This is a genomic window from Vibrio sp. Vb1574, assembly GCF_033338675.1.
In genome coordinates this window covers 1-24,605 of sequence record NZ_JAWOTC010000004.1, presented here as the reverse complement: position 1 = coordinate 24,605, position 24,605 = coordinate 1, and the positions used below count along the sequence as shown (strand labels likewise).

The following is a 24,605-nucleotide window of genomic DNA, read 5'->3' as shown; positions in this document are numbered from 1 at the left end:
CTACCGCATCTAAAATTAAAAATAGAATCTTAGTTTTTCTAAGAAAAAGCAGTGGCCCGACAATGATTGTCGGGTTTTGTTTTTCTGAGCATTCATTTTTTGTCCCTTCTCTACAAGATTACTCATCACGGCAAAACCTAGCATCTTAATGTGACTTAGGTATAGAATCAGGCCCACTTATTCTTTCCGATATTCATATATAACTGGTCACTATGAACAAAAGTTTGCTAACGAATGTCCTCGCTATCGCTTTGATGGCTGGAGGTCATCAATTACAAAACGACTATCTTTGGTATGCAGGGCTGTTTGCGTTCTCAGGCGCCATCACCAACTGGCTTGCCATCCATATGCTGTTTGAGAAAGTGCCTGGATTATACGGTTCTGGCGTGATCCCCGCGCGATTTGAAGAGTTTAAACTGGCTATCAAAAACTTAATGATGGAACAGTTTTTTACTGAAGCGAACATTGACCGATTCTTGAATAAAGAAATGGCGGGCGGTGTGAACATCGATCTTCAACCAGTAATTGAGAAAGTAGATTTAAATCCAGCATTTGATTCCCTAGTGGAAGTAATTGAAGGCTCTCAATTTGGCGGCATGCTAGCGATGTTTGGCGGCTCGGAAGCGCTACAACCCATGCGCCAACCTTTCGTCGAAAAGATGCAAGAATCCATCATTGAGTTGAGCAAGAGCGATAACATCAAAGAAGCACTGAAAGAGCAATTCGAATCTCCTGCAATGATGGATGAGATAAAGCAGAACATTGAAGGTATCATCGATCAACGTTTAAGCGAATTAACACCGGCATTAGTTAAAGAAATGGTGCAAAAAATGATTAAACAACACCTTGGATGGCTAGTCGTTTGGGGCGGTGTTTTTGGTGGTTTAATTGGCGTTATCAGCACCTTTATCGGGGCATAATCGCTCACCGATTTATTAAAAAGGAGCTTCGGCTCCTTTTTTATCTTAAAAAAATAATACGCCAAGTCACGCCAAATAATATGCTCAACACATTAGCGCTGCGGTCATAGACATCAGCCTCGCCTAACCAAGGAGCTCAGGGTTCACGCCAAATCCCGTTTTATGTTCTTCAATGACCACTTCACTACGAGTTTGAATCACGCCCGGAAGCGTGCCTAACTTGCTCGACATAAACTCCTGATACGCTTTCATGCTCTTAACACGAACTTTTATCATGGTATCGAAATCTCCAGAGAGCGAGTAACACTCTTCAATTTCAGGCATCAATTCCACCGCTTTCGCAAACTTTTCAAAAATAGAAAAACTGGTTTGGTCTAAACGAATATGGATGAATACTTGCACATCCAGCCCCAACTTTTCCGCATTCAACTCCGCATGGTAACCATTGATATACCCTTCTTTTTCTAGTCGCTTTACACGGTCAGAACATGGAGAAGTCGTTAAGTTAATCAGCTTTGCTAGTTCTACAACTGGAATTCTGCCTCTCGAATGAAGCACTCTCAAAATATGTAAATCAATCCGGTCCAATTGATAACTCATTAACCCACTTCCTTGTAACCACTTAGAAAGCATCACATTAATCGTTGCTCAAACAATTGCAAACCATCAAATGCACAGCATGTGAAATTCAGCAGAGAATAACCAGAAAACAACGAAGGAGGGAAAGAGCTATGATTATTGCCGCTCACTTAGTAACCGTGATATGAAGAGAAAAAGCAACCTAGCGGCTCCCGCGGAGTCGCAAATTTGAAAGCGCATGACACGCCTGTATAGATATGTCGTTCGGGCAACACTGCCCTATTTAGCCATTAATCATGGCTATCACTCAGAATTAGAGTGCGGCCGATGTATGCCGTGTAGGATGTGGCACAACCTCTCCAATTGCACGATGATTACAACAACGGCAGTAGTATTGAGGCTCCATCTCGTAATAATGTTCACCTGATACAAATTTCGCCATCAGCTGTGTAAAACTCACCATTTTGCCTGTTAACGAGTCAACAGACTGAGGCTCGCAACGCTTCATAATCACTTTATGTTGCGTTGATTTTCTACAAGCTGCGCAATATATATCCGGCATTTCTCTTCTCCCTACTTTTTCGTCCTACTGACAATTGACATATTTTGTTCAAAATAATTCCACAATTAAAAAGCTCCTTTAATTTTTTGTGCCCTATCTTCAAAAAATTGAACGAAAGTATCAAAAAACTGAGACATTGGTCAGACCTCAACTTTTGTACCATCAATATGAGCAAACGTGCTTATGTGTGTAATAATACGACACATTACACATAAGCAATTGTTCGGGCTTATTATTTAGTAAGGCGCATGACAACTTTACAGCTGGCTAGATCGAGCTTTCGAGACGCCTTGTTATCTTGATTTATCTCGCAAACCAGTTGCTAGCAGCTATAGCCGTCTCATCAAGGAAGAAATGCATGACGATACAACCGACTCTTACTACCGAAAGACTCGTCCTCCGGCCATTCAATATCGATGACTGCCAACAAGTGGCTTTACTCGCTGGAGATAAGCGAATTGCCGACATGACAGCAAACATCCCTCATCCTTATGAGCGACCGATGGCGCAAGCATGGATAGATAGGCACGATCCGATGTATCAGCAGCATCAAGGCGTGGCGTACGCTATTACCTTGCGAAACACTGGTGAGTTACTTGGTGCAGTGAGTTTACCGTGTATCGAAGAGGGCTACGGTACATTAGGCTACTGGGTTGGCGTGCCACATTGGGGGAAAGGCTATGCATTCGAGGCCTCCAAAGCCTTACTCGAATTTGCTCGAATGCACTTTGAGTTAAACGGAATAACCGTGATGCATTTGGTGGACAATCAGCGTTCTAAATCGGTGATCCAAAAACTAAATATCCCTTACATCGGTGACAAAACATTGCGCATGCAAGGCAAAGAACGAAAGGTTTGTGTCTACCAACTCACGTTCGTCGCTTCTGAATAAAGTCGAGGAATATGTCGGATGATTATCCATGAAACTTCACAAAATCTGCCCAAGAACAACCCTTTCTTGCTAGGAACTGTATTGTTGTCGCTGTTCTATTTTTCCTACCTAGCAGACAAGATCGTCGAGTTTGGACTCGTAGCACTCACAATAATAGGATTGAAACTGCTCTCAACGTACTTCACGCGCCGCGCGTTCAATCCTAAAACGCTAGATATCGATGCAAGCACCAACACCTTGAAGTACCGCCAGGGCTCAACGGTTTACTTCCGTCTACCTCTTGATGACATTGTCAAAGTCCAAATACAGAAAGAGTTCTTCTCTAGCAAAAGTTTGATGCTCTACACAGTCAACGACGCTTACCAAGTGCCGAATTCAGACAATTTCGATTCTCTACAGTTAAAGGATTTAATGAAACAACTTGAAGAGAGAATTGATGATCAATCTCGCTAAAACGAAAAGAGAAGACATTCTAGAATGTTGCCAATTTGGTCTCTAAATAGAAAGACAAAAAAGCCAGCAATAACGCTGGCTTTTCTCTGTGTTAGTCTTGTGCGACTTTCACGCGAATTTTGCTTTTTTCTACGTTCGTCAAATTCAGTGCTTCAAGAGCAGAAATGGCTTCTGCTTCGTCCGGCATGATGACAAAACCGAAGCCTTTCGACAAACCCGTGTCTTGATCAAGCACTAGCGAACACAGTTCTACTTTGCCGTACGCTGAGAATAATTTGCGGATATCTTGCTCGGTCATGTGACGAGCCAAGTTTCTTACTAAAAGTTTCATAATGAACCTAGTTGGTTTGATAACGGTTCGATTCTCTCAGTTTCTCTCTGGCAAACCAAGTGAATAATATGACGGCGTTGACTAGATCATTCTAAGTACATCTGTTTAAATGATTTTCCGTTCATTTTTCACCCATAGGAGAGTCGGCATGGAAACGAAACGTCTCAAACTCATCCCTGCTTGTTTAGAACGAGCCGAAGAGGCGCATCAAGCTGTCGTTCGCAGCCAAAAGACTCTCGAAGTCTATCTGCCGTGGGTGCCTCATGTGCTGACATTAGAAGCGATGATAGAAGGGACAGAGAAAGCCATCGCAAACTTTGAAAACTTCGAAGAAGAGCTGCGTTACTACATCATTGAAAAGGAAAGCGATCGCTTACTGGGTGCGGTCGGCTTGATGATTCGAGATCCCGACGTACCATCCTTTGAGATAGGTTATTGGTTAGATAATGCTGCCGTTGGCAATGGTTATGTTGCCGAGGCTGTGCTCGAAGTTGAGCGCTATGCGTTTGATGACTTGGGCGCCAAGAGAATCGCAATTCATGCTGATAGCACCAACCAAAAGAGCCGGGCTGTAGCCGAGCGCTGTGGTTATGAGTTCGAAGGAGAGCTCAGAAACGAACGTCTTACCACATCGGGAGAGCTGAGTAACACCGTTATTTACGCCAAAATTCGTCGCGACTAACACTCCAATCTAACCGAGCAATGCTAAGCTCTGATCTCAAGCTACCACCATTAACGTTAATTAAGTTTCAGATAAAACAAAGCCCGCTAAAATAGCGGGCTTTGTGTTCATATACGGGAAGTTACTAGTCTAGTTCAACCAGTTTTTTCTCGAACGACTGGTGTTGGTCTAACACGTCTTGCGCAGCACCGCCCGTTGCTTTACTTACCACAATGATAGCAAGCGTAGAGAAGATGATGCCCGGTACGATTTCGTACACATCAAACCAACCGCCAGTTAGCTGCTTCCAAACCACGATAGTGATACCACCAACAAGAATACCTGCTAACGCGCCGTTACGGTTCATACCGCTCCAGTAAAGGCTAAGTACAACCGCAGGACCAAATGCCGCACCAAAACCAGCCCAAGCGTAAGATACAAGACCAAGTACTGAGCTATCAGGCGTCATCGCTAGGAATAGCGCAACAAGCGAAATAACGATAACACCGATACGACCAATCATTACGATTTCTTCAGAAGACGCTTCTGGCTTGAATACTTGCTTGTAGAAATCTTCTGCAAGCGCTGAAGATGAAACAAGGAGCTGTGAGTCAGCGGTACTCATTACCGCCGCTAGGATTGCTGCTAACAACATACCCGCAACGACAGGGTGGAATACTGCGTTAACCAATAGCATGAAGATCTTCTCACCGTCCTCTAGTTGAGTACCCGGATGACCCGTAACCCAAACCAGACCAACAAGACCAACAAGCATTGCACCAACCATAGATAGTGCCGTCCAAATCACTGCGATACGACGTGCAGTCGTTAGATCTTTGTTTGAACGAGACGCTTTAAAACGCGCTAGGATGTGTGGCTGACCAAAGTAACCAAGGCCCCACGCCGCTAGAGAGATAATGGCAATCGCAGACAATGGTTCGCCTTTCGCGTCATTCCATAGCGTTGCAAGTTCTGGGTTGATGTCATGTAGATCAGAACTTAGCTGACCTAAACCACCGTCCATTACCGCTATAGGAACAATCATTAGCGCAGCCGCCATTAGCAGACCTTGCACTAAGTCAGTCCAAGATACCGCTAGGAAACCACCGAATAGTGTGTAAGAAACGACACACACCGTACCGATGATAACAGCGTAGGTATAATCTAGACCGAATACCGTCTCAAACAGTTTGCCCCCTGCGACCAAACCTGAGCTGGTGTAGAAAAGGAAAAATAGAAGAATGAAAAACGCAGAGATTGTCTGAATCAGTTTCGACTTATCGTTGAAGCGACGTGACAGGAACTCTGGCAACGTTAGCGCGTCAGTTTGGATACTGTAGGTACGGAGGCGTTTTGCACTGATGAGCCAGTTTGCCCATGTACCAAGAAGTAGACCGCCGGCTAACCAGAAGGCCTCGATACCCGCAGCGTACGCATAGCCAGGCAAGCCTAGCAGCAACCAACCACTCATGTCTGAAGCACCTGCAGATAATGCAGCAGGCCACGGACCTAGGCTACGGCCACCTAGGAAGTAGTCAGATGAATTGGAAGTCCTCTTATACGCGTAAACGCCAATAGCAACCATAATCAGTAAATACGCCACAAAAGTGGACGTGATAGCAAAGCTATTTTCTATCATTAGATAGTCCTCGTTATAATTATTTCCTTCCTTGCCTGCCCTGATATTTTACCGTCTCAGCAATACATCAGAGTATAAAAAACCAATCTGGACCGGCTCTCAGTCCAGTTACTCCAGATTGGCATTACAAGTCAGGTTAGTGAGTTTCGTTCCCCAACTCGAGTAGAGTTGCGTTACCACCCACCGCGGTAATATTTATCGTTCGAGTGCGCTCAGTAATGAAGCGCAACGAGAGATGAGGATCATGAGCCAATTTCGGTGACTCTAAATCCGTTTCAGAAACTAAGCCGACGATTGCACCGTCACGCTTAGCTAGTTGAAGATTGAGCGCATGCTCAACCTGTGAACGCCCAACATAACCCACACTACGTACATCGCTCTCAAGCAACGGGGCAGACGCATCGTACGCAACAACCTGGACTAAGTTAGATGGGAAGTTTGCCAACGCTACAGCTTGCTTAACCAATTGGTTTAGCTCTGCATTGTCACTGCAAACGACCACACTGTTGCCTGCAATTAAGGCACAGGTGATCATCGCAAAAGCACCGTATAACGCATTATCAGCAGGCTCGATGTTGTTTTCACAAATCACCAAAGCCACACCGCGTCCTGCGGCATACAGTTCGTTAGTTTCCCCTGTAGGGCCAACTAACTGGTGAGTTTCTGCAAGAAGAGCTGATGCTTGTTGCAAGTGGTAAGAAACCACTTTGGCAACGCTAGACTGCTGCCCTTCTAGTGCAGATTTAAATGCCAGAACATGCTCGCATTTGTAATCAAAATCAGTCAGATTCCACTGCTCCCACGCAGAGAATGCATCTTTAAAATAGGTGATCTGATGAACCATAATGCGACTCCTTATGCGTTTTCTGCTTGAGCAAGAAGATGTTGAGTAAAGCGGAATAGGTAGTGTGGACCACCAGCTTTCGGGCCAGTACCCGACAAGCCTTGACCACCAAACGGCTGTACACCAACCACAGCGCCAACTTGGTCTCGGTTGATGTAGCAGTTACCTACTCGAGCATGTTTCTCAATCCAACGGTACGTGGTTTCGTTACGGCTATGGATACCCATCGTCAAGCCAAAACCTGTTCTGTTGATCTGCGCAACCACGTTCGGTAATTCAGACGCTTTAAAGCGAACAATGTGCAAGATTGGACCAAATTGTTCTTCTTTCAGCACATCGATGCCCGAGATTTCAAACGCACTTGGTGAAACAAAGTCACCATGCTGGCACGATTCATCCAGCTGTAGCTGAGCGACTTTAGTCTGTGTTTTGCTCATTTGCTCAAGGTGAGCGAGGAGTTTTTGTTTTGCATTGCTGTCGATAACCGGACCAACATCTGTTTTGTGTAGGTAAGGTAAACCAACATGCAGTTCATTCATCGCACCCTGAATCAGGTTGATCATACGGTCTGCTACATCTTCTTGTACAAATAGAACACGAAGGGCAGAACAACGCTGACCAGCAGATGCAAACGCCGAACGAATCACATCACGCACCACCTGCTCTGGCAATGCAGTACTGTCCACAATCATTGCGTTTTGACCACCTGTTTCCGCAATAAACGGAACCGGTTTCGCGCTGCGCTCCGCGAGCGTGACGTTAATGCGTTGCGCCGTTGCCGTTGAGCCAGTGAATGCCACACCAGCAATAGCATCATGAGAAGTCAGTGCATGACCGATCTCAGCGCCGCGACCAGTAAGTAACTGAATCACACCTGCAGGGAAGCCAGCATCAAGCATTAGTTCAATAGCGCGAGCGGCAATTAAGCTTGTTTGCTCAGCAGGTTTTGCAACCACTGTGTTACCCGCAATCAGTGCTGCCGTCACCTGACCAAGGAAGATAGCCAACGGGAAGTTCCAAGGGCTAATACACACAAACACACCAAGACCTTCACGGCTAGAAATGCGTTTCACACCATCAAAGCCTTCTAGCTCAAATGGCTGTAGGTTTTGCGCTTGTTTCGCGTAATAACGACAGAAATCCACCGCTTCACGAACTTCATCAATGCTATCGTGAATCGTTTTACCCGCTTCTTTGTGGCAAATCGCCACCAGCTCAGCTAGGTTTTCTTCCATTAAGTCAGCAAGCTTTTCTAAACAAGCCGCTTTTTGCTCAACAGGAACGGTTTTCCAATCAGAGAAAGCAGTTTGCGCCGCATCAATTGCAGCGGAAACGTGATCAAGAGTTGCAAATGCCACTTTGCCGACTTCAATTCGGCGATCGTATGGTGCGGTGATGATCTCAGCCGCATTTTCCTTGATCATGCTTTCGGCAAAGCGTTCACCATTGATCATCGGGCCTGCAACCCACTGGTTGTCCATGAAGCTTTCGACCTGAGCTTCAAATGGCTTCGCTTCACTGTCGATGTCGATGTTGACGCCATATGAGTTCTTACGCTCAGGGAAAATGTCGGCAGGCAATGGAATTTTGTCGTTGTGTAGCGTGTCAAAACCCGTCAACACATCCACAGGGTGATGGGTCAACTCATAAATCGGACAACGCGCATCAACTAGACGGTGTACAAACGAGCTGTTCGCACCATTTTCAAGCAGACGACGAACCAAGTACGGAAGAAGATCAGCATGGCTACCGACAGGAGCATAAATACGTACTGGCTGACCGTACATTTTCATAACATGGTTATACAGTGAATCACCCATACCATGCAGGCGCTGGAACTCGTATTCTTTGTGCTCCGCCATGACAGCAATTGCCGTAACTGTGTGAGCATTGTGGCTTGCAAATTGTGGGTAGATATTACCGCGAACACCTTCGCTAAGTAGGAAACGAGCACAAGCTAGGTATGCAACGTCCGTCGCTTCTTTGCGAGTGTATACTGGGTAATTTGCATAACCCGCTTGTTGAGACCACTTGATTTCGCTGTCCCAGTACGCGCCTTTAACCAAACGCAGAGGAATAACGTCACCTTGTTCTTTTGCGAGTGCATTTAGCCACACCAAGACTGGTAGCGCACGTTTTGAGTAGGCTTGAATAACCAAACCAAACTTGCCCCAACCCTTCACAAGATCGCTACGGTATACTTTCTCAAATAGCTTCAGGGAAAGCTCAAGGCGATCCGCTTCTTCTGCATCGATTGTGATTGCAACGTCGACTTCAATTGCACGTTTCAATAGCTGCATTAGTGAGTCATACAACTCTGTCATTACACGTTCTTCATTTGCGACTTCGTAGCGCGGGTGTAATGCAGAAAGCTTGATGGAAATCGAAGGCGCAGGGCTGGTGTCGTTACCGTAAGTCTCGCGACCCACCGCTTCGATCGCCATTAGGTAATCTTTGAAGTACTTGTTCGCGTCCGCTGTAGTTAACGCCGCCTCACCCAACATATCAAACGAGTAGGTGAAACCTTTGTCGCGCATTGGACGACCGTTCTTCTGCGCTTCTTCGATCGTACGACCACGAACAAACTGGTGACCCATGATCTTCATTGCCTGATACATGGCTTTACGAATCACAGGCTCAGAGAATTTATTTACCAGACGGTTTACAGCCTGACCTGGGCTCTGGGTGCCTTGCTCACCAAGACCAACCACTTTACCTGTTAGCATGAGGCCCCATGTTGATGCGTTAACAAACACAGAGTCAGAGTTCTTCAGGTGAGATTTCCAGTCTGCGACACTCAACTTATCTTTAATCAAAGAATCTGCTGTCGCGGCATCTGGGATGCGCATTAATGCTTCTGCAAGACACATCAGCAAGATACCTTCTTGAGTATCTAAGCTGTATTCCAGCAATAAAGCATCAATCATCTGGATTGACTTCTTATCGGCACGAATGGCTTCGATAAGGTGGGTCGTTTGGGTAGTGATCGCCGATTTTTCATCCTCTGTCGGCGTCGCTAGTGGCAATAGTTGCTCTAGCCATTGAGACTCGTCCACCATATATAATGGCGAGATCAGTGACCACAACTTATCAAGCGGCTGCCCGATAAATTCCGGTGTCAACACGTTCGTAGCTGTAAACATGTGTGTTCCTCAATCTCACTCCTCGAAAACCGCTTCGAGGATTATCAATGGCTGGCAGTGTATTTTGAGGCCGATAAGAATACTTGTCAAAAACTACGACATTTTTGCCAAAAACTCGCTTTTATAACAAAACATCCACATAGTCACATTCAAATAGGTAATATTTTGTGTTGTAAATTTTAATTTTTTCATTGCATTCACAACAAAATATCAAGAATATCAATAAGATTTTTGTGAAGAGCTCGTTCTAAGAGAAAATGTAGGATCAAGTGGCATATCAACCACTGCAAAGAACAGAGAGTTTAAAAAAACGAGAGATAGGTCACGTGAATAAAACATAAAAAAACCATGCATAGTGCATGGCTTCATTCTGATTGATGATTATTTGACCTAAAAAAACGCGTTGTTATCCAACTTGTTTTTTATAACGGGAAGGTGATATTCCCTGTAAGCGAGTAAAAGTATGAGTAAAAGTACTCTGGCTTGAGAAGCCAGTAAACTCGGCAATTTGCCCTAAAGAAAGGTGCCCTTGCTCGATTAATTCACGAGCCATGTCGATTCGCTTTCCGAGAACATATTGATGAGGTGTAATCCCCATCTGCTCTTTAAACAAGCAATGGAACTGACTTTCCCCAAGAAACACTCGCCCGGCCAATTGAGCCACACTAATCTTATGACTCAGGTGCTGCTCAATGTAACGATCAATCGCCTCCAAATCAAAGCGCGACTCTTTTCGACTGGTCTCAAATGCCGAGATATGGCGCTGCATTAACGCAATCACAGTGTCGTTACACGCACGACTTAACAGCAGGTCATCCGGATGGTTTCGCATTTCCTGAACCAACATCTGTATCAGCTTCTGAATTTGACTATCTAACTGGAAGTAGACATGGTCTCTCTCCAGGTTATTGATTTTTTGAAGCATTTCGGGATCATCATTTGTCGGTTTGGGCATATTCAGCACCAAAATATCCGATTGATTGATGACGCCACCGAAAGCATGATCAGAGCATGCGGTAACCACACAACCTTGACCAGGGCCGACAAGATTACCTCGCCCGCGCACTTCAAATTCGGCTTGCCCTTTTAAACCAATCACGATCTGCGTATAAGAATGATCGTGGCAATCCATATAAGACGGAAGTGTGATCAGCTCCGCCGGCTTTGGCAGCATAATCTCTTGATATGAAAGGATTTTTTGGTTATCTGAATCACTCATTTTAAACAGTCGTCTTTACACGGTCAGCTTACGTCTTCGCATCATATACCTTCTTTGTTGGGTTGCAACTTTTACCCAACTCAATCGACAAGATCAAATCAGCATGATCAAGTTCATTTACATGATCATAGTTCCGGAACGATGATCATGCGAGGTTAATTTACGGTCAGTGAGCAACCAATTTTATTAACAAAAACGGATAGATAGGCAACACCTTACGTATACATAACCAATCAATGTAAAGATCCTTATTACCGAACAATCCGTTATTTTGTAAAACATCGTGCTCCATATTAGATAGGTCGTCCCTGAAACGGATCGAAACCCACGCTTAAACTCAACATAGAGGGATTTCCCCCCTTACTAATATGCTTCTGATTCAATACATTAGTTATCGAGCTTTAAGATGCATACGATCTAAAGCTCTCGGTATCTCATTGATACCTCTAACTTACTTAGCAGACCCTCGCTAGGTAATTTAGAACCTCTTCTACACGTCGACAAGATTATATCTTGTGTTGCCAGCCCGTCTTCAGGCTGGCTTTTTTTTCGCTTCTCAACAATGAAAACAATGGCATAAGCTGATATCATAGCTTTTGTCTCACTGTCCCTCTCCTATGCTTAGGTGCTGCTCTTTCACTCACAAGTGATATGAACGTCAACCACATTACAACTGAGTTGTAGGAAGCATGATCAAGGACGATACGAGTTGTAAGCCGAACATTAGGCGGACATCCGTGAGCGCACATATCTGTAATGAAACAGACCATTTTCCCAATTAAACTCTTCGTTCCATTTCGTCGTTGTCTATGACTACCTGACGAAAACATCGAACACCATGAATTTAATTGGATTGAGCGCCAATCAACGAACGTGTTCTAGCAACGTAACTGCCTACTTGGCAACATCAATACGAGCCATGTAACACGGACGTCTCTGTATTGGTAAAAGCAGTATGTAGTGAGTCCTTTTGTGAATATTTCAGTCGATACCATAGAACAATCCCTCCTTAAACAGCTACCAGGTTGTTGGGGATGCAAAGATAAAGATTCGGTATTCCTATACGTAAACCAGGAATACGCAGAACTGTTAGGGCACACGTCGCCCGAGGAGTGCTTGGGTAAAACTGATTTTGATATGGCCAGCCCAACCACTGAATGCGCGCAAGAATTTCAACGCCAAGATAAACACGTTCTCGAAACTGGCGAGTCACTAAAAATTCTGGATATCCACCCTTATCCAGATGGCCGCTGGCGAGCACATATATTTACTAAAACACCGTGGCGAGATGACAAAGGCGACATCGTAGGCACCATTTTCTACGGAAGGGAACTCACCGACACCGCCGTGATTGAAGTCGGGTATTGGGTTTGTCGTGCAATCAGTACCAACCCAAATCAACAATCCATCTTTCGTTTTTCTGACTTACAACCAAAACCAGAGAAGCTCACATGCCGCGAGCAAGAAACGCTTTTCCTCTTGCTCTATGGCAAAAAGCCTCAATTTATCTCTCAGGTCATGGGCATATCAACAAAAACCGTTGAAGGTCACGTCGCACGCTTACGTAATAAGTTTGCAGCGAACAGCAAGAACGAACTAATAGATAAAGCAATGGAAGCAGGCTACGGCTCTGTTGTACCCAAAACGCTGCTTAAGCATCAATTATCGGTTGTGTTGAATGGAGAGCGATAATTCGCATCGCTTCCACCTACAAAAACACCGCCCCAATTCGGCGGTGTTTGTTTATTCATGAGGGACCATAAGCCTATGGCGCTAAACGATCAATGTCCCAACTTCCATCATGCTGGGAGAAAAGAAAACGATCGTGAAGGCGATGTTCGCCACCTTGCCAAAATTCGATGCTCTTTGGTTTTACGCGAAAGCCACCCCAAAAGGTTGGTACTGGTATTTCACCCTTAGCAAACTTCTGTTTTAGCTCTAAAAACTTACCTTCCAACACACCTCTGGCAGAAATACGGCTACTTTGTTTGCTCGCGATTGCGGCCAACTGGCTCTCTTTAGGACGAGAAGTAAAGTATTTCATATTCTCTACGGCGGTAAGCTTTTCAGCCACACCAGTAATATGAACTTGGCGCTCTAACGGATGCCAAGGGAAGTGCAAACTAATATTGCTGTTATGCTCTAGCTGCTGGGCCTTGCGACTGCCTAGGTTGGTGTAAAACACAAAACCATCTTTGTCGACGTTTTTCAATAGAACAATGCGTTGAAACGGCATGCCATTTTCATCAACCGTTGCAACTGTCATCGCAGTCGGGTCAGTTAAACCCGCTTCAACTGCTTGTTCTAGCCACAGATTAAATTGATCAATAGGATCAGCTTTCAAATCTTTACGACGCAGCCCACCTTTGGTGTACTCACGACGAATATCAGCAAGTTCCATCTTTACTCCTTCACTCGTTTTTGTCGATTGTGCTCCCGATACTGAGGAAATACAAGGACATCATTGTGCTTGTTATCGTTGCCGCTCACAGCATCACAGTGCTTCATTTGATACCATGACACAAAAAACCAGTGAGCCGATCGTGAACTTACTCAACCCCAAAGCCCTACGTCATTTTTTACTGCTACTGTGTGCCGTTGGCATTTCAGGGCTTGCGCTTACTCACCATTACGCAACTCAATACCAACATGATCAATGGCAACAAAAGCTAGAGAGACAAGCCGCGCAAGTATCACAAGAAGTGGACTACGAACTGGCAAAGTTTGAACAGATACCAAACCTATTAAGTCACGACCCAAGGCTACTCAAAGCAGTAGAGCGCGGAACGCCCTCTCAAGAGCTCAACCTACTGTTATCAGATTGGTTGAAGCAAAGTTTGGCCGATACTATTTACGTTCATGACCGCACCGGGTTAGTCATTGCCTCAAGTAACTTTCAGCAAGAAGATACGTTTGTTGGCTCTAGCTTTAGCTATCGCCCCTATTTTAAAAATGCGCGACGCGGTGAGCCCGCTCAATACGTTGGATTAGGCGTGCGCTCGAATAAACGTGGGTACTTCTTCTCGTCTCCGCTGTGGGTAAATGAGGAAGTCGTTGGCGTGATCACAGTAAAAGTGAATTTGGAGCAATTAGAACAGCGCCTTTCGCAAACCACGACTGACGTACTCATTACAGATAAACACAATGTCGTGTTTATGAGCAATTTACCAGACTGGCGCTATCGTGCACTTTTCCCACTGTCATCGAGTGCAATAAATGAACTTACCGAAACGCGTCAATATGGCGATACCTTACCCGAATATTTTGGTGAGTTAACGGCACACAGTGGTGTCACGGAGTTTGATGACAATCAATTGCTTCTATCACCGAATTACCTCGCATACGCAACACACTTATTGGATAAAGGGTTTCGCGTCGTTGCCTTAATTAACCACAACAGCGTTCTTGCCGCCGTTTTACAGGCCGATATCGTCTTCCTGATCTTATATGCGCTCATTGCTCTAATTGCGTTAGCGTGGTTCCAAACCCTAGTTAACAAAGCACGCCTTGCCCATCTCAATGTGAGTCTAGAAGAAAAAGTAGTGCAACGGACACTAGTTCTGAGTGAAGCCAACCAAAAGCTACAACAGACCATCCGCCAATATGAACAAAGCCAACAAGAGCTTAAACAAACACAACAAGAGCTGACGCAAGCCGCGAAATTGGCACTGTTGGGCGAGCTGTCTGCCAGTATTAATCATGAGATAAATCAGCCACTTTCCGCACTAAGAACCTATACCGAAAACTCGCAGCGTTTGTTGGCAATGGAAAAATACCCAATGGTCGCCGACAATTTGGGCAAAATGCTGACACTTAATGACACCATTTCGGAAGTCATTGCCCGCTTAAAAGTCTTTACTCGGAAAGCCACGCACGATTCACACAATGAAATCTCAGTACTGCACGACGCGGTACATACTGCCACCAGCATTTTGAGCAACAAGCTTATTAAGCAAGGAGTAACACTAAAAGTTCCGGCCATCGACTATGATGTGAAGCTGGCCATTCACAGCGTTGAATTAGAACAAGTGCTGATAAACCTCTTCCACAACGCGGCACAAGCGATGGAAAACCACTGTATCGATCCGCAAATATCCATTGCTGTTCAGTGTCATGATGACAGTTGCGACATTCTTGTTTCCGATAACGGGCCTGGCATGTCGGACGAAGCCCTAGCAAAAATCTTTGATCCATTTTTTACGACTAAGCCAGAGGGCTTAGGATTAGGTTTGACCATCTCCAAACGCATTTTAGAGAGCTATCACGGCTCCCTCTGTGCCTATAAACATCAGAGCACAGAACAACAAGCAGGAGGGATGACCTTTATCGTGACGCTACCAATAGTCAATCAGAATAAACGTACCCCAGAAGTGGAAAACGACCATGAATAACCCAGTTTTCTTTGTTGATGACGAACCACACATTCGTGATGCCGTGTCTCAAGCCCTGCTGATTGAAGGGATAGACGTCACCTGCTTACCGAACGCAGTAGAAGCCTTACGCGTAATCGACTCAAATATGCCTGCGATTATCATTACCGATATCCATATGCCCGTGATGGATGGCTTGGATTTTATGCGAACTTTGCGAAGCAAAAACGATCACTTTCAATTCATCGTACTTACTGGACATGGAGATGTGAAAACCGCGGTAGATGCGATGAAAAGCGGCGCGTACGACTTTCTAGAAAAACCGTTTTCAACGGAACAGCTCATGAAATCGCTCAACAATGCCAGCGATAAACTGAACTTGTTGCAAGAAAACATCTGGCTTAAGAAAGAGCTCGACATGCAAACTCATGTTGGTCCGAAAATGATTGGTCACAGTAAGGCCATGGTGAGCATTCGTCGCGCCTTGATCAGTGCGCCCACAAGCCAGCCGCTCATTTTTGTAGGTCAAGATGGTACGGGTCGGCGACTCGCTGCACAATTTGCCCACGACATACATGCAACACCGGACAGTGAGCTAATCGCCGCTTCTGGTGAAGACCTCTATGAGCTTTCATTAGAAGCGCTCGACAAAGCCATACACCGCTTAAGTGAAGGAAAACGCCACTGCAGTTTGTACTTACATAGCGCAGAGCATGTATCATTTGAGCAATGGGAATACTTATTCAAGCACCCAAAACTTGAGCGTGTTTTTGGCGCGACCACCCAAGCCGAGCCACCTCTAAAATCCCTGGCGACTCTAATTCGCTTACCAACGCTCGATGAAAGAAAGGAAGATATAGGGCCTTTATACAAGCACTTTGTGCGCCACACAGCGAGTCGATATCAGTTACAGCCACCACATATCAGCCTAGAAGAGGTCAAACACCTCACCAGTCTCGAATGGCCAGAAAACGTTAAGCAGCTACGCCAATTTGCTGAACTTCGTGCCCTCAAGCCAGATACTTTTAGAATGGAAGATTGGAACAGTGAGAAAAGTCTTGAAATTCAGAGTATGACTCAGCGCACAGAATACTTTGAATATTGCTTGTTATTCGATGCATTGCAAAGACATCGCGGCAGACTCAAAGAGGTTCAACTAGAATTACAGGTATCACGCAAAACCTTGTACGACAAACTAAAAAAACATCAGTTGGATAAAGCCAAGTTCAAGGCGTAATAGCTATACTCCGGCGCTAATTATGCTTTTGTTTGATTTAGAAAGTGTAAGAAAGCTCATTTGAAGAGAGAATAACCCTCTTCTCATATTTTATTAGCCGAGCATGCTGACATGATCGGTTAATAATAATAAGATCAAAAAGATAATCCGTAATTATATAAGCAGGGACTGTGATGAGCCGAGATAACTACAACAAACTCAACGATGAAGAGTTGGATTTTGTTGATGACAAAACTGCAGCATTGCTCCTCAATACCCCCAACAGCGCGCGTTTTATGCTCTGGGTTATGGTGCTATTTTTCATTGCAGCAATAGGTTGGGCATCTTGGGCTGAAATCGACAAAGTCACGGTTGGTCAAGGCAAAGTGATTCCCTCCTCACAGATACAAGTAGTCCAAAACTTAGAAGGTGGCTTAGTCAAAGAAATCTTGGTCAAAGAAGGTCAGTTGGTTGAAAAAGGCCAACAGTTACTGCTTATCGACGACACCCGCTTTCGCTCGGATTTTCGTGAACGTGAGCAACAAGTTGCCAACCTTACCGCATCTGTGCTGCAACTATCCGCTTCTATTAACAGTGTTGCCGTTAATCGTGATTTTGAAACGGAAAACTGGCGTCAAAGTGTACTACTTGATTACGGTAAACTGACCTTCCCACCAACCTTGGAAGAGACTCGACCTCAACTCACACAGCGTCAAAAAGCAGAATATCGCGAAGATCTAGATAATTTACGCAACCAACTTTCTGTTATTGACCAACAAGTGCAGCAAAAGCAGCAGGACTTGGTAGAGATCCAAGCACGAGTAAGGAACTTGCGTCAAAGCTACCAATACGCGAAAAAAGAACTCGATATCACCAAACCTTTGGCAGACGAGGGCGTTGTTCCTCGTATTGAACTGCTCAAATTACAGCGCCAAGTCAACGATACCCGTCGTGAAATGACGTCCAGTGAGCTCAAGATTCCCGTATTGCAATCAGCGATTCGAGAATCCATGCTCAACCGTATTGATGTTGCACTCAAATTCCGCTCTGAACAGCAAGAGAAACTCAACAGCGCCCAAGACCAGTTATCTGCTTTGGTTGAATCAGCGGTGGGCTTGGAAGATAGAGTAAACCGAACGGTTGTGAATTCGCCAGTAACAGGCAAAATCAAAACACTGAACATCAATACTGTCGGTGGTGTTATCCAACCTGGTATGGATATCGTCGAGATCGTACCAACAGAAGACACACTATTGGTAGAGGCGAAAATTGCGCCAAAAGACATCGCATTTTTACGCCCAGATCTTCATGCTATCGTGAAATTTACAGCTTACGACTTCACAAAGTACGGCGGTTTAGAGGGAGAGTTGGAACATATCAGCGCGGATACCACTCAAGATGAAGAAGGCAACAGCTTCTACATTGTTCGTGTACGCACCGAAAAAACAAACTTTGGTCAAGATGCAGATTTACCAATCATTCCAGGAATGACAGCATCGGTCGATATCATCACAGGGAAGCGAACCGTTTTGGAATATCTACTTAAACCGATTTTAAGTGCCAAAACGAACGCCTTGAAGGAGTAAACCACATTAAGATACTCGCGATAGGGAGTATTGAGCGATAAGTGATTAAATAAAAAGCACTTATTTCTCACTGACGAACTCTCTAGAAGAGTATACTTGTGATACGAGTCGAATATGCGATCCAATTTGCAGCGTAAAGTTACATTATTAATCAGCTTAAGTTGTTTGTCGTTCCAACTTGGTGCGCTGAACAGTAAAGAACAACGATGGGTCAATACGGTCACAGCGGTGTACGGCGAACGTGCGGGATTGCGCGTAAATACATGGCGAAAGAACCTCGACTTATTTAAACAATTAGAGACTCATGAACAGCTCGCTGGCGTTAACGACTTTTTTAATCAGCTGTATTTCGTTGACGACATAAAACTGTGGGGAAAGACAGATTATTGGGCTACGCCACTCGAATTTTTAGGGAGTAACGCAGGAGACTGTGAAGATTTCACTATTGCTAAGTACTTCTCTTTACTCGAGCTAGGAATACCAGATTCAAAGATGCGTTTAATATACGTGAAAGCCATCGAACTGAATCAGTTTCACATGGTATTAGCTTACTACCCTACCCCAAGTTCTGAGCCGCTCATTCTCGATAATATCAATCCTGACATTGTCCGAGCCTCTAAGCGTAGCGACTTGCTACCGATATACAGTTTTAATGGTACAAACCTGTGGTTGATGAAGTCATCTGCTAGCACTGGAGAGCTAGCAGGGAAAGCATCACGGTTGAGCCTTTGGAATGACTTACGCTCGCGCGAACGTAAGTTGCAGTTAAATAAACCTAAAATTAACTATGACGAGTGAGAAACATGACCCTATATAAGAAGCTTGTGGTGGGGATGGTTACGGTCTTTATACTCTTGTTGGCATCAGTATTCGTAATCCAATTCAACACGACTCGAGACAGCTTGGAGCAACAGCAACGTTCAGAGGTCAACAACACTATTAACACCGTAGGTTTGGCACTGGCTCCTTACCTAAAGGACAAAGATAAAGTCGCGGTTGAGTCCGTGATTAATGCTCTATTTGACGGCAGCACCTACTCCGTTGTTCGTCTTACAGCATTAGATTCTGACTACCAGATCGTGCGTACTTACCCAGTTAAACCAAGTACGGTGCCACAATGGTTTATCGACATGAATCTATTTAAAGCGATTCACGATAAGCGTGTTGTGACCAGTGGTTGGATGCAGCTCGCCGAAGTAGAAATCATTAGCCACCCAGGCGCAGCTTACGAGCAGCTCTGGCAAGGTTTTATTGGCTTGCTGTCTGTATTCAGTGTTATTTTTCTAGCTGGTTTAGTGGCAATTTCATACATCCTACGTCGCTCGCTAAAACCATTAACGGCCATCGTAAATAAAATGCATGAAATCGCGAATAACCAATTTGGTGAACCGCTTGCTCGTCCAAGAACCAAAGATCTTATCGCGGTGGTAGATGGCATTAACATGATGTCTGCTCAAATCGAGCTATCATTCAAAGAGCAAGCCAAAGAGGCGCAACGTCTGCGTGCTCAGGCTTACCTCGATCCTATATCTAAATTGGGTAACCGCTCATTCTACATCAACCAAATCGACCAATGGCTTGCAGAGCAAACGCAAGGGGGTATCGCGCTACTCCATGCTGAATACATTGGGGACATTTACGAGACCAAAGATTACCAACGCGCAGATGCCCACGTTAAAGAACTGTCTCAACGTTTGAAAAACACCATTGATGTACCGGGTGCCACTATTGCTCGCTTGTCTAGTGATGAGTTCGGCTTGCTTTTCCCTCATATGGATGAGAGCGAGTTACGCATTTTATCGGACAGCATCGTCAATTGTGTGAACGGCCTAAATACTGACCCAACAGGCTTAGCAAAACCTAAAGCGTCACTAGGGGTTGCACACAGCAAAGATCAGAAAACGCGCTCTGAAATCCTCTCGATGGTGGACAACGCACTATCGAAAGCCAAAGCGCAACCAGACAAGCCATACGGCTTCATTGGCAGTGATACACCTTCTAGTTTGATGGGTAAACAGCAATGGAAAGCGTTGGTTGAAGAAGCCATTCATAGTGATTGGGTTAAATTCCGTTTCCAAGCTGCGAAAAACACATGGGGTAAAGTATTCCACAACGAAGTATTTTCAAGCATCGAAAAAGATGGTGAAACGTATCGTGCGAATCAATACCTATTCGCACTAGAACAGTTAGACGCCACCAACATCTTTGACCAGTATGTCATTGAATCAATGATTAAGATGCTAGAAAGTGGTGAACTTAATGACCCAGTCGCGATTAACATCGCGCAAAGCAGCTTGTCTCAACCATCGTTTATTCGCTGGACAACTAGCATGCTGGAAAAACACGCCAAAGTGGCCTCTAAGCTACACTTTGAAATTCCAGAGGAATGCTTTATCGATCAGCCTCACCACACAGCACTGTTATGTAATGCCATTCGCCAATCAGGTGCTGAGTTCGGCGTAGATAACTACGGACGTAACTTCCAATCTTTGGAATACATCCAAGAGTTCCGCCCGAACTATGTGAAGCTCGATTACCTATTCACACACAACTTGCACGACGAAAAACAAAAATTCACGCTAACGTCGATCTCTCGTACTGCCCACAACCTTGGTATTACGACTATCGCATCGCGTATCGAAACTCAAATCCAGTTGGACTTCCTCACTGAACACTTTGTTGAGGTATTCCAAGGATTCATCGTCGACAAGGAATAAAAAGGTTTATCAACGATGAAAGACCCTTTACTGAATTCGCTCATCTACGTTAGCCGTTACTATGGGTTAGCTAACTCGCCAGAAGCGCTAGTCAACGGACTACCGCTATCTGACGGTAAACTGACCCCATTTTTGCTACCAAGAGCAGCGGAAAGGGCCGGATTGGTTGCCAAGGAAAACCGCGCAGAGCTGGAGAGCATCTCTAGCCTAATTCTGCCGGCAATCTTAGTTCTTAAAGGCGGTGACTCTTGCGTTCTCAACAGCATCAATATGGAGAAACGCGAGGCCGAAGTCACCACCCTAGAAAGTGGAATGGTGCCGATCTCTATTCCATTAGAAGACCTACTTGAGCAATACACTGGTCGGTACTTTTTAGTTAAAAAGCAATTCCGTTTCGATGAGCGCTCTCCCGAAGTGCTCAAAACCAACGAAGGCCACTGGTTCTGGTCCACCTTGTGGCAGTCAAAACGCATCTACCGTGATGTTTTAATCGCATCACTTCTCATCAACCTCTTTGCGGTTGCCGCTCCGCTATTCACTCGCTTGGTGTACGACAAAGTGGTTCCGAATCTTGCGTTTGAAACCCTATGGGTACTAGCGAGTGGCATCTTTGTCGTGTTCCTGTTCGACTTCATTCTCAAGTCGCTGAGAAATTACTTCATTGATGTGGCGGGCAAGAAGTCTGACATTCTAATTTCATCCAAACTGTTCAGCAAAGTGATGGGGATTAGAATGGAATCAAAGCCGCCTTCGGTCGGTGCCTTCGCTCGCCATTTACAAGAATTCGAATCTATTCGAGAGTTTTTTACTTCAGCGACCGTCAGTGCTCTCATTGATTTGCCTTTTGCCATTTTGTTCTTAGTGATTATATGGCTAATGGCTGGCGATCTTGTGTATGTACCGATGGTGGGCGTGGTCATTTTGATTATTCACTCGCTACTGATACAAGGGCCGCTGCGCCGCTCCATTGAGGAGGGTTCACGCCTAGCATCGCAAAAATATGCCAATTTGATAGAGAGCTTGGCTGGGTTAGAAACCGTAAAAATGCTCAGTGCGCAAAGCCAATTCCAATACCGCTGGGAAGAGGCAGTTGCGCACATGGCGAACTGGAATATAAAAAGCCGCCGAATTACGGATAGCATTCAAAACGCAGCAGGTTTTGTGCAGCAAAGTAGTAACGTAGGGATGATCATCCTAGGCGTTTACTTGATTGCAGAGGGCGACTTAACCATGGGTGGCTTGATTGCCGCAACCATGCTTAGCGGCCGCGCGATTGGTCCTTTGGTTCAGTTATCCTTACTCTCTACGCGCTACAACCAAGCGAAGTCTTCTATGACAATTATCAATCAAGTCATGGAAATGCCGGATGAACAAGAAGAAGGTAAACGTTACATTCACCGTCCAATAGTACAAGGCAAAATTGAACTTGAACGCGTGACCTTCCACTACCCAGATTCACCGGTGGCGTCGATTCGAGATTTGAGCTTAACCATTAACCCAGGCGAAAAAGTAGCGATCATAGGCCGTATTGGTTCGGGTAAAACCACGTTAGAGCGTCTCATCATGGGCTTGTATCAGCCGACGGAAGGTCATGTTCGCATTGATGATACCGACATCGCACAGCTGCATCATGTCGACATTCGCCGTAATATTGGTTGTGTGCCGCAAGATTCCAATCTGTTCTTTGGTTCTATCCGCGACAACATTACGCTAGGTCGCCCATTAACCGATGACCGTGACGTACTAGACGCAGCGAATCGTGCCGGTGTTACTGCGTTTACGCAATCTGACCCAGCGGGCTTAGAACGCCAAGTTGGTGAAGGTGGTGCAATGCTTTCGGGGGGTCAACGTCAAGCAGTCACGATCGCTCGTGCATTTTTGGGTCGTCCTCCTGTTCTACTCATGGATGAACCAACCAGTGCGATGGATAATCGCTCAGAGATGCACATTAAACATCAATTAGCACAGTTGAAACCTAGTGAAACGCTGATTCTGATTACGCACAAAACGTCTATGCTCGACATCGTTGATCGCGTAATTGTGATGGAGAAAGGCAGCATCATCGCAGATGGCCCTAAAGCGCAAGTGCTGAACGATTTGAAACAAGGCAAAGTGCGTGCGGTTAGCTAGCCTGAATTCACATTGATAAAAGCAAAGGCCCCGTTTAACTTGTGTTTAACGGGGCTTATTTTATTGGGAGCCCGAGATAATTAAGTTCTTCAAGCGCGACCCAAACGAGTACAAGGCCAACAATCACGAATAAAATCATAATCGCCTTTTCATCTTCTTCCATTTTTCAACGCCCTAAAAGCTATTTCAATTAATACACCTTAGGTTATCAGGACAAAAGTCATATTCAGCTCGTTTATAAGGAACTAGCGTCATAGAATGTCGGATATGGGATACAGCTCAAAGATTGCTCTCTTCAAAATCACGTCAGCTTTGATTGAATATAAGTAATGAAGCCAAAGAGTTCGTAATGCTCACTAAGTCTTTGATTAACTTATACAGTACTCTGTGGTACCTCAACACAGAGACAAATGGTGTAAAGAAAAATTGTGATTACTTACAGCAAAAAATCAGCTATAAAAGCCGCTTTCTAGATATCGTCGAGATGAAGAAATGAATGATTGGATCCAATTAGAGCAAGTGAGCCAGTATTTCACTACGGGCTCCCTCGGTTACAAACTAATGATGGGCATTTTTGTCCTGATCGCGTATCGCATCCTGAAGAGGATTGTAAATAGAGCCATCCTAAATTTGGCAACAACGAAAGGTGTAAAAAAGGCTCGTTTGAGTTTTATTCAGCGCTGTTTCAATGTCGCGCTGCTATTTTTGACCGCCTCTATTTTTGCCATTATCACAGGTATTGGCTATGGCGATGTGTCTTTGTTCCTATCGTCCATTTTTGCCGTATTAGGTGTGGCGTTTATTGCGCAGTGGTCAATTCTGAGCAACATCACTGCCAGCTTTTTGATCTTTTTTGTCTTCCCGTACCGAGTGGGTGACCGAATTAAAGTCGTAGACAAAGATGAAGACATCTGCGGTGAGATTCAAGAAATCAGCATGTTTCACGTGTTAATTAAGCACGACAACGGTAACTTGATCACTTACCCAAACAACCAGATTTTGCAAAAAGCAGTGCTAAAGCTGGCGAAAAACAAGCCAGAGCCAAGTAAAGTAAAATCTCGGATTTATACTCGCAGAAAGAAATAACCCACTAAAAAGCCGATGTATCTACATCGGCTTTTTAGTATCACTTGGTGGTCACAAATAACCCAAAGTTAATGGCGAAAAACAGTGAAGAGACAAAACGTATAAGCTGAAGGTCACCACTGTATTCTTTCATGATAAAAACATGACACATCGCCGAAACCAAAAGCGCCACTTTAACCAAGGCTTTGTTGCGTAATTCGATGGAACTAAATCAGGAAGTTACGATCTGATCGGTTACATCAGTTAATCATCGTAGC

Annotated in this window: 20 protein-coding genes; 12 read left to right on the top strand and 8 right to left on the bottom strand. The window is 44.9% G+C overall.

Annotated elements, in window-relative coordinates:
- Window positions 1-212: 212 nt before the first annotated feature.
- On the top strand, window positions 213-920 hold the full coding sequence (locus R7O12_RS04240; protein ID WP_005383549.1) for a DUF445 domain-containing protein: 708 nt from the start codon (window positions 213-215) through the stop codon (window positions 918-920).
- Between the two features lie 123 nt (window positions 921-1,043).
- On the opposite strand, the gene R7O12_RS04235 is transcribed toward R7O12_RS04240, so the two are convergent.
- Window positions 1,044-1,520: an Lrp/AsnC family transcriptional regulator gene (locus tag R7O12_RS04235; protein ID WP_005374595.1), complete on the bottom strand. Its 477-nt coding sequence runs from the start codon at window positions 1,518-1,520 to the stop codon at window positions 1,044-1,046.
- 292 nt (window positions 1,521-1,812) lie between these two features.
- Window positions 1,813-2,061: a hypothetical protein gene (locus R7O12_RS04230; RefSeq protein ID WP_005374593.1), complete on the bottom strand. Its 249-nt coding sequence runs from the start codon at window positions 2,059-2,061 to the stop codon at window positions 1,813-1,815.
- Window positions 2,062-2,419: 358 nt separating this feature from the next.
- Here R7O12_RS04230 and R7O12_RS04225 point away from each other — a divergent pair, with 358 nt between their 5' ends.
- Window positions 2,420-2,953, top strand: coding sequence for a GNAT family N-acetyltransferase (locus R7O12_RS04225; RefSeq protein WP_054575373.1), 534 nt, complete (start codon window positions 2,420-2,422; stop codon window positions 2,951-2,953).
- 18 nt (window positions 2,954-2,971) lie between these two features.
- A complete protein-coding gene (locus tag R7O12_RS04220) occupies window positions 2,972-3,406 on the top strand; it encodes a hypothetical protein (RefSeq protein ID WP_017820067.1) in 435 nt (144 codons plus the stop codon).
- A 91-nt stretch (window positions 3,407-3,497) separates the two neighbouring features.
- On the opposite strand, the gene R7O12_RS04215 is transcribed toward R7O12_RS04220, so the two are convergent.
- Window positions 3,498-3,737 carry an RNA recognition motif domain-containing protein gene (locus R7O12_RS04215; RefSeq protein ID WP_005374587.1) on the bottom strand — a complete coding sequence of 80 codons (240 nt, stop codon included), beginning with the start codon at window positions 3,735-3,737 and terminating at the stop codon, window positions 3,498-3,500.
- Window positions 3,738-3,885: 148 nt separating this feature from the next.
- On the opposite strand from R7O12_RS04215, the gene R7O12_RS04210 reads away from it, so the two are divergent.
- A complete protein-coding gene (locus R7O12_RS04210; RefSeq protein ID WP_017820066.1) occupies window positions 3,886-4,419 on the top strand; it encodes a GNAT family N-acetyltransferase in 534 nt (177 codons plus the stop codon).
- A gap of 124 nt (window positions 4,420-4,543) precedes the next feature.
- On the opposite strand, the gene putP is transcribed toward R7O12_RS04210, so the two are convergent.
- From putP to R7O12_RS04190, 4 genes are all read right to left on the bottom strand, one after another.
- Window positions 4,544-6,037, bottom strand: a complete 1,494-nt coding sequence (gene putP / locus R7O12_RS04205; RefSeq protein WP_005374582.1) for a sodium/proline symporter PutP — start codon at window positions 6,035-6,037, stop codon at window positions 4,544-4,546.
- Between the two features lie 136 nt (window positions 6,038-6,173).
- Window positions 6,174-6,881, bottom strand: coding sequence for a 1-pyrroline-5-carboxylate dehydrogenase (locus R7O12_RS04200; protein WP_104976368.1), 708 nt, complete (start codon window positions 6,879-6,881; stop codon window positions 6,174-6,176).
- A gap of 11 nt (window positions 6,882-6,892) precedes the next feature.
- Entirely contained in the window at window positions 6,893-10,024 is a 3,132-nt protein-coding gene (gene putA, locus R7O12_RS04195) for a bifunctional proline dehydrogenase/L-glutamate gamma-semialdehyde dehydrogenase PutA (protein ID WP_042522267.1), read from the bottom strand.
- Window positions 10,025-10,430: 406 nt separating this feature from the next.
- Window positions 10,431-11,243 (bottom strand): AraC family transcriptional regulator, encoded by an 813-nt coding sequence (locus tag R7O12_RS04190; protein ID WP_025768702.1) that lies wholly within the window; start codon window positions 11,241-11,243, stop codon window positions 10,431-10,433.
- Window positions 11,244-12,215: 972 nt separating this feature from the next.
- Between R7O12_RS04190 and R7O12_RS04185 the strand changes: the two genes are divergently transcribed.
- Window positions 12,216-12,935 (top strand): PAS domain-containing protein, encoded by a 720-nt coding sequence (locus tag R7O12_RS04185; RefSeq protein WP_017820063.1) that lies wholly within the window; start codon window positions 12,216-12,218, stop codon window positions 12,933-12,935.
- A 73-nt stretch (window positions 12,936-13,008) separates the two neighbouring features.
- On the opposite strand, the gene pdxH is transcribed toward R7O12_RS04185, so the two are convergent.
- On the bottom strand, window positions 13,009-13,644 hold the full coding sequence (gene pdxH / locus R7O12_RS04180) for a pyridoxamine 5'-phosphate oxidase (RefSeq protein WP_005374570.1): 636 nt from the start codon (window positions 13,642-13,644) through the stop codon (window positions 13,009-13,011).
- A 115-nt stretch (window positions 13,645-13,759) separates the two neighbouring features.
- On the opposite strand from pdxH, the gene R7O12_RS04175 reads away from it, so the two are divergent.
- The 7 genes from R7O12_RS04175 (at window position 13,760) to R7O12_RS04145 (ending at window position 24,348) form a co-directional block, all read left to right on the top strand.
- Window positions 13,760-15,634 carry an ATP-binding protein gene (locus R7O12_RS04175; protein WP_053308002.1) on the top strand — a complete coding sequence of 625 codons (1,875 nt, stop codon included), beginning with the start codon at window positions 13,760-13,762 and terminating at the stop codon, window positions 15,632-15,634.
- Window positions 15,627-16,850 carry a sigma-54-dependent transcriptional regulator gene (locus tag R7O12_RS04170; RefSeq protein ID WP_318125646.1) on the top strand — a complete coding sequence of 408 codons (1,224 nt, stop codon included), beginning with the start codon at window positions 15,627-15,629 and terminating at the stop codon, window positions 16,848-16,850. Before R7O12_RS04175 ends, R7O12_RS04170 begins: the two co-directional genes overlap by 8 nt.
- 173 nt (window positions 16,851-17,023) lie before the next feature.
- Complete coding sequence (locus R7O12_RS04165; RefSeq protein WP_005374562.1) at window positions 17,024-18,415, top strand: HlyD family type I secretion periplasmic adaptor subunit; 1,392 nt, start codon at window positions 17,024-17,026, stop codon at window positions 18,413-18,415.
- A 114-nt stretch (window positions 18,416-18,529) separates the two neighbouring features.
- A complete protein-coding gene (locus tag R7O12_RS04160) occupies window positions 18,530-19,213 on the top strand; it encodes a transglutaminase-like cysteine peptidase (RefSeq protein WP_005374561.1) in 684 nt (227 codons plus the stop codon).
- 5 nt (window positions 19,214-19,218) lie between these two features.
- Entirely contained in the window at window positions 19,219-21,132 is a 1,914-nt protein-coding gene (locus R7O12_RS04155; protein WP_005383568.1) for an EAL domain-containing protein, read from the top strand.
- Window positions 21,133-21,147: 15 nt separating this feature from the next.
- A complete protein-coding gene (locus tag R7O12_RS04150) occupies window positions 21,148-23,262 on the top strand; it encodes a type I secretion system permease/ATPase (RefSeq protein WP_005374556.1) in 2,115 nt (704 codons plus the stop codon).
- 492 nt (window positions 23,263-23,754) lie between these two features.
- Entirely contained in the window at window positions 23,755-24,348 is a 594-nt protein-coding gene (locus R7O12_RS04145) for a mechanosensitive ion channel family protein (RefSeq protein WP_170889917.1), read from the top strand.
- The last annotated feature ends 257 nt before the right edge of the window (window positions 24,349-24,605 follow it).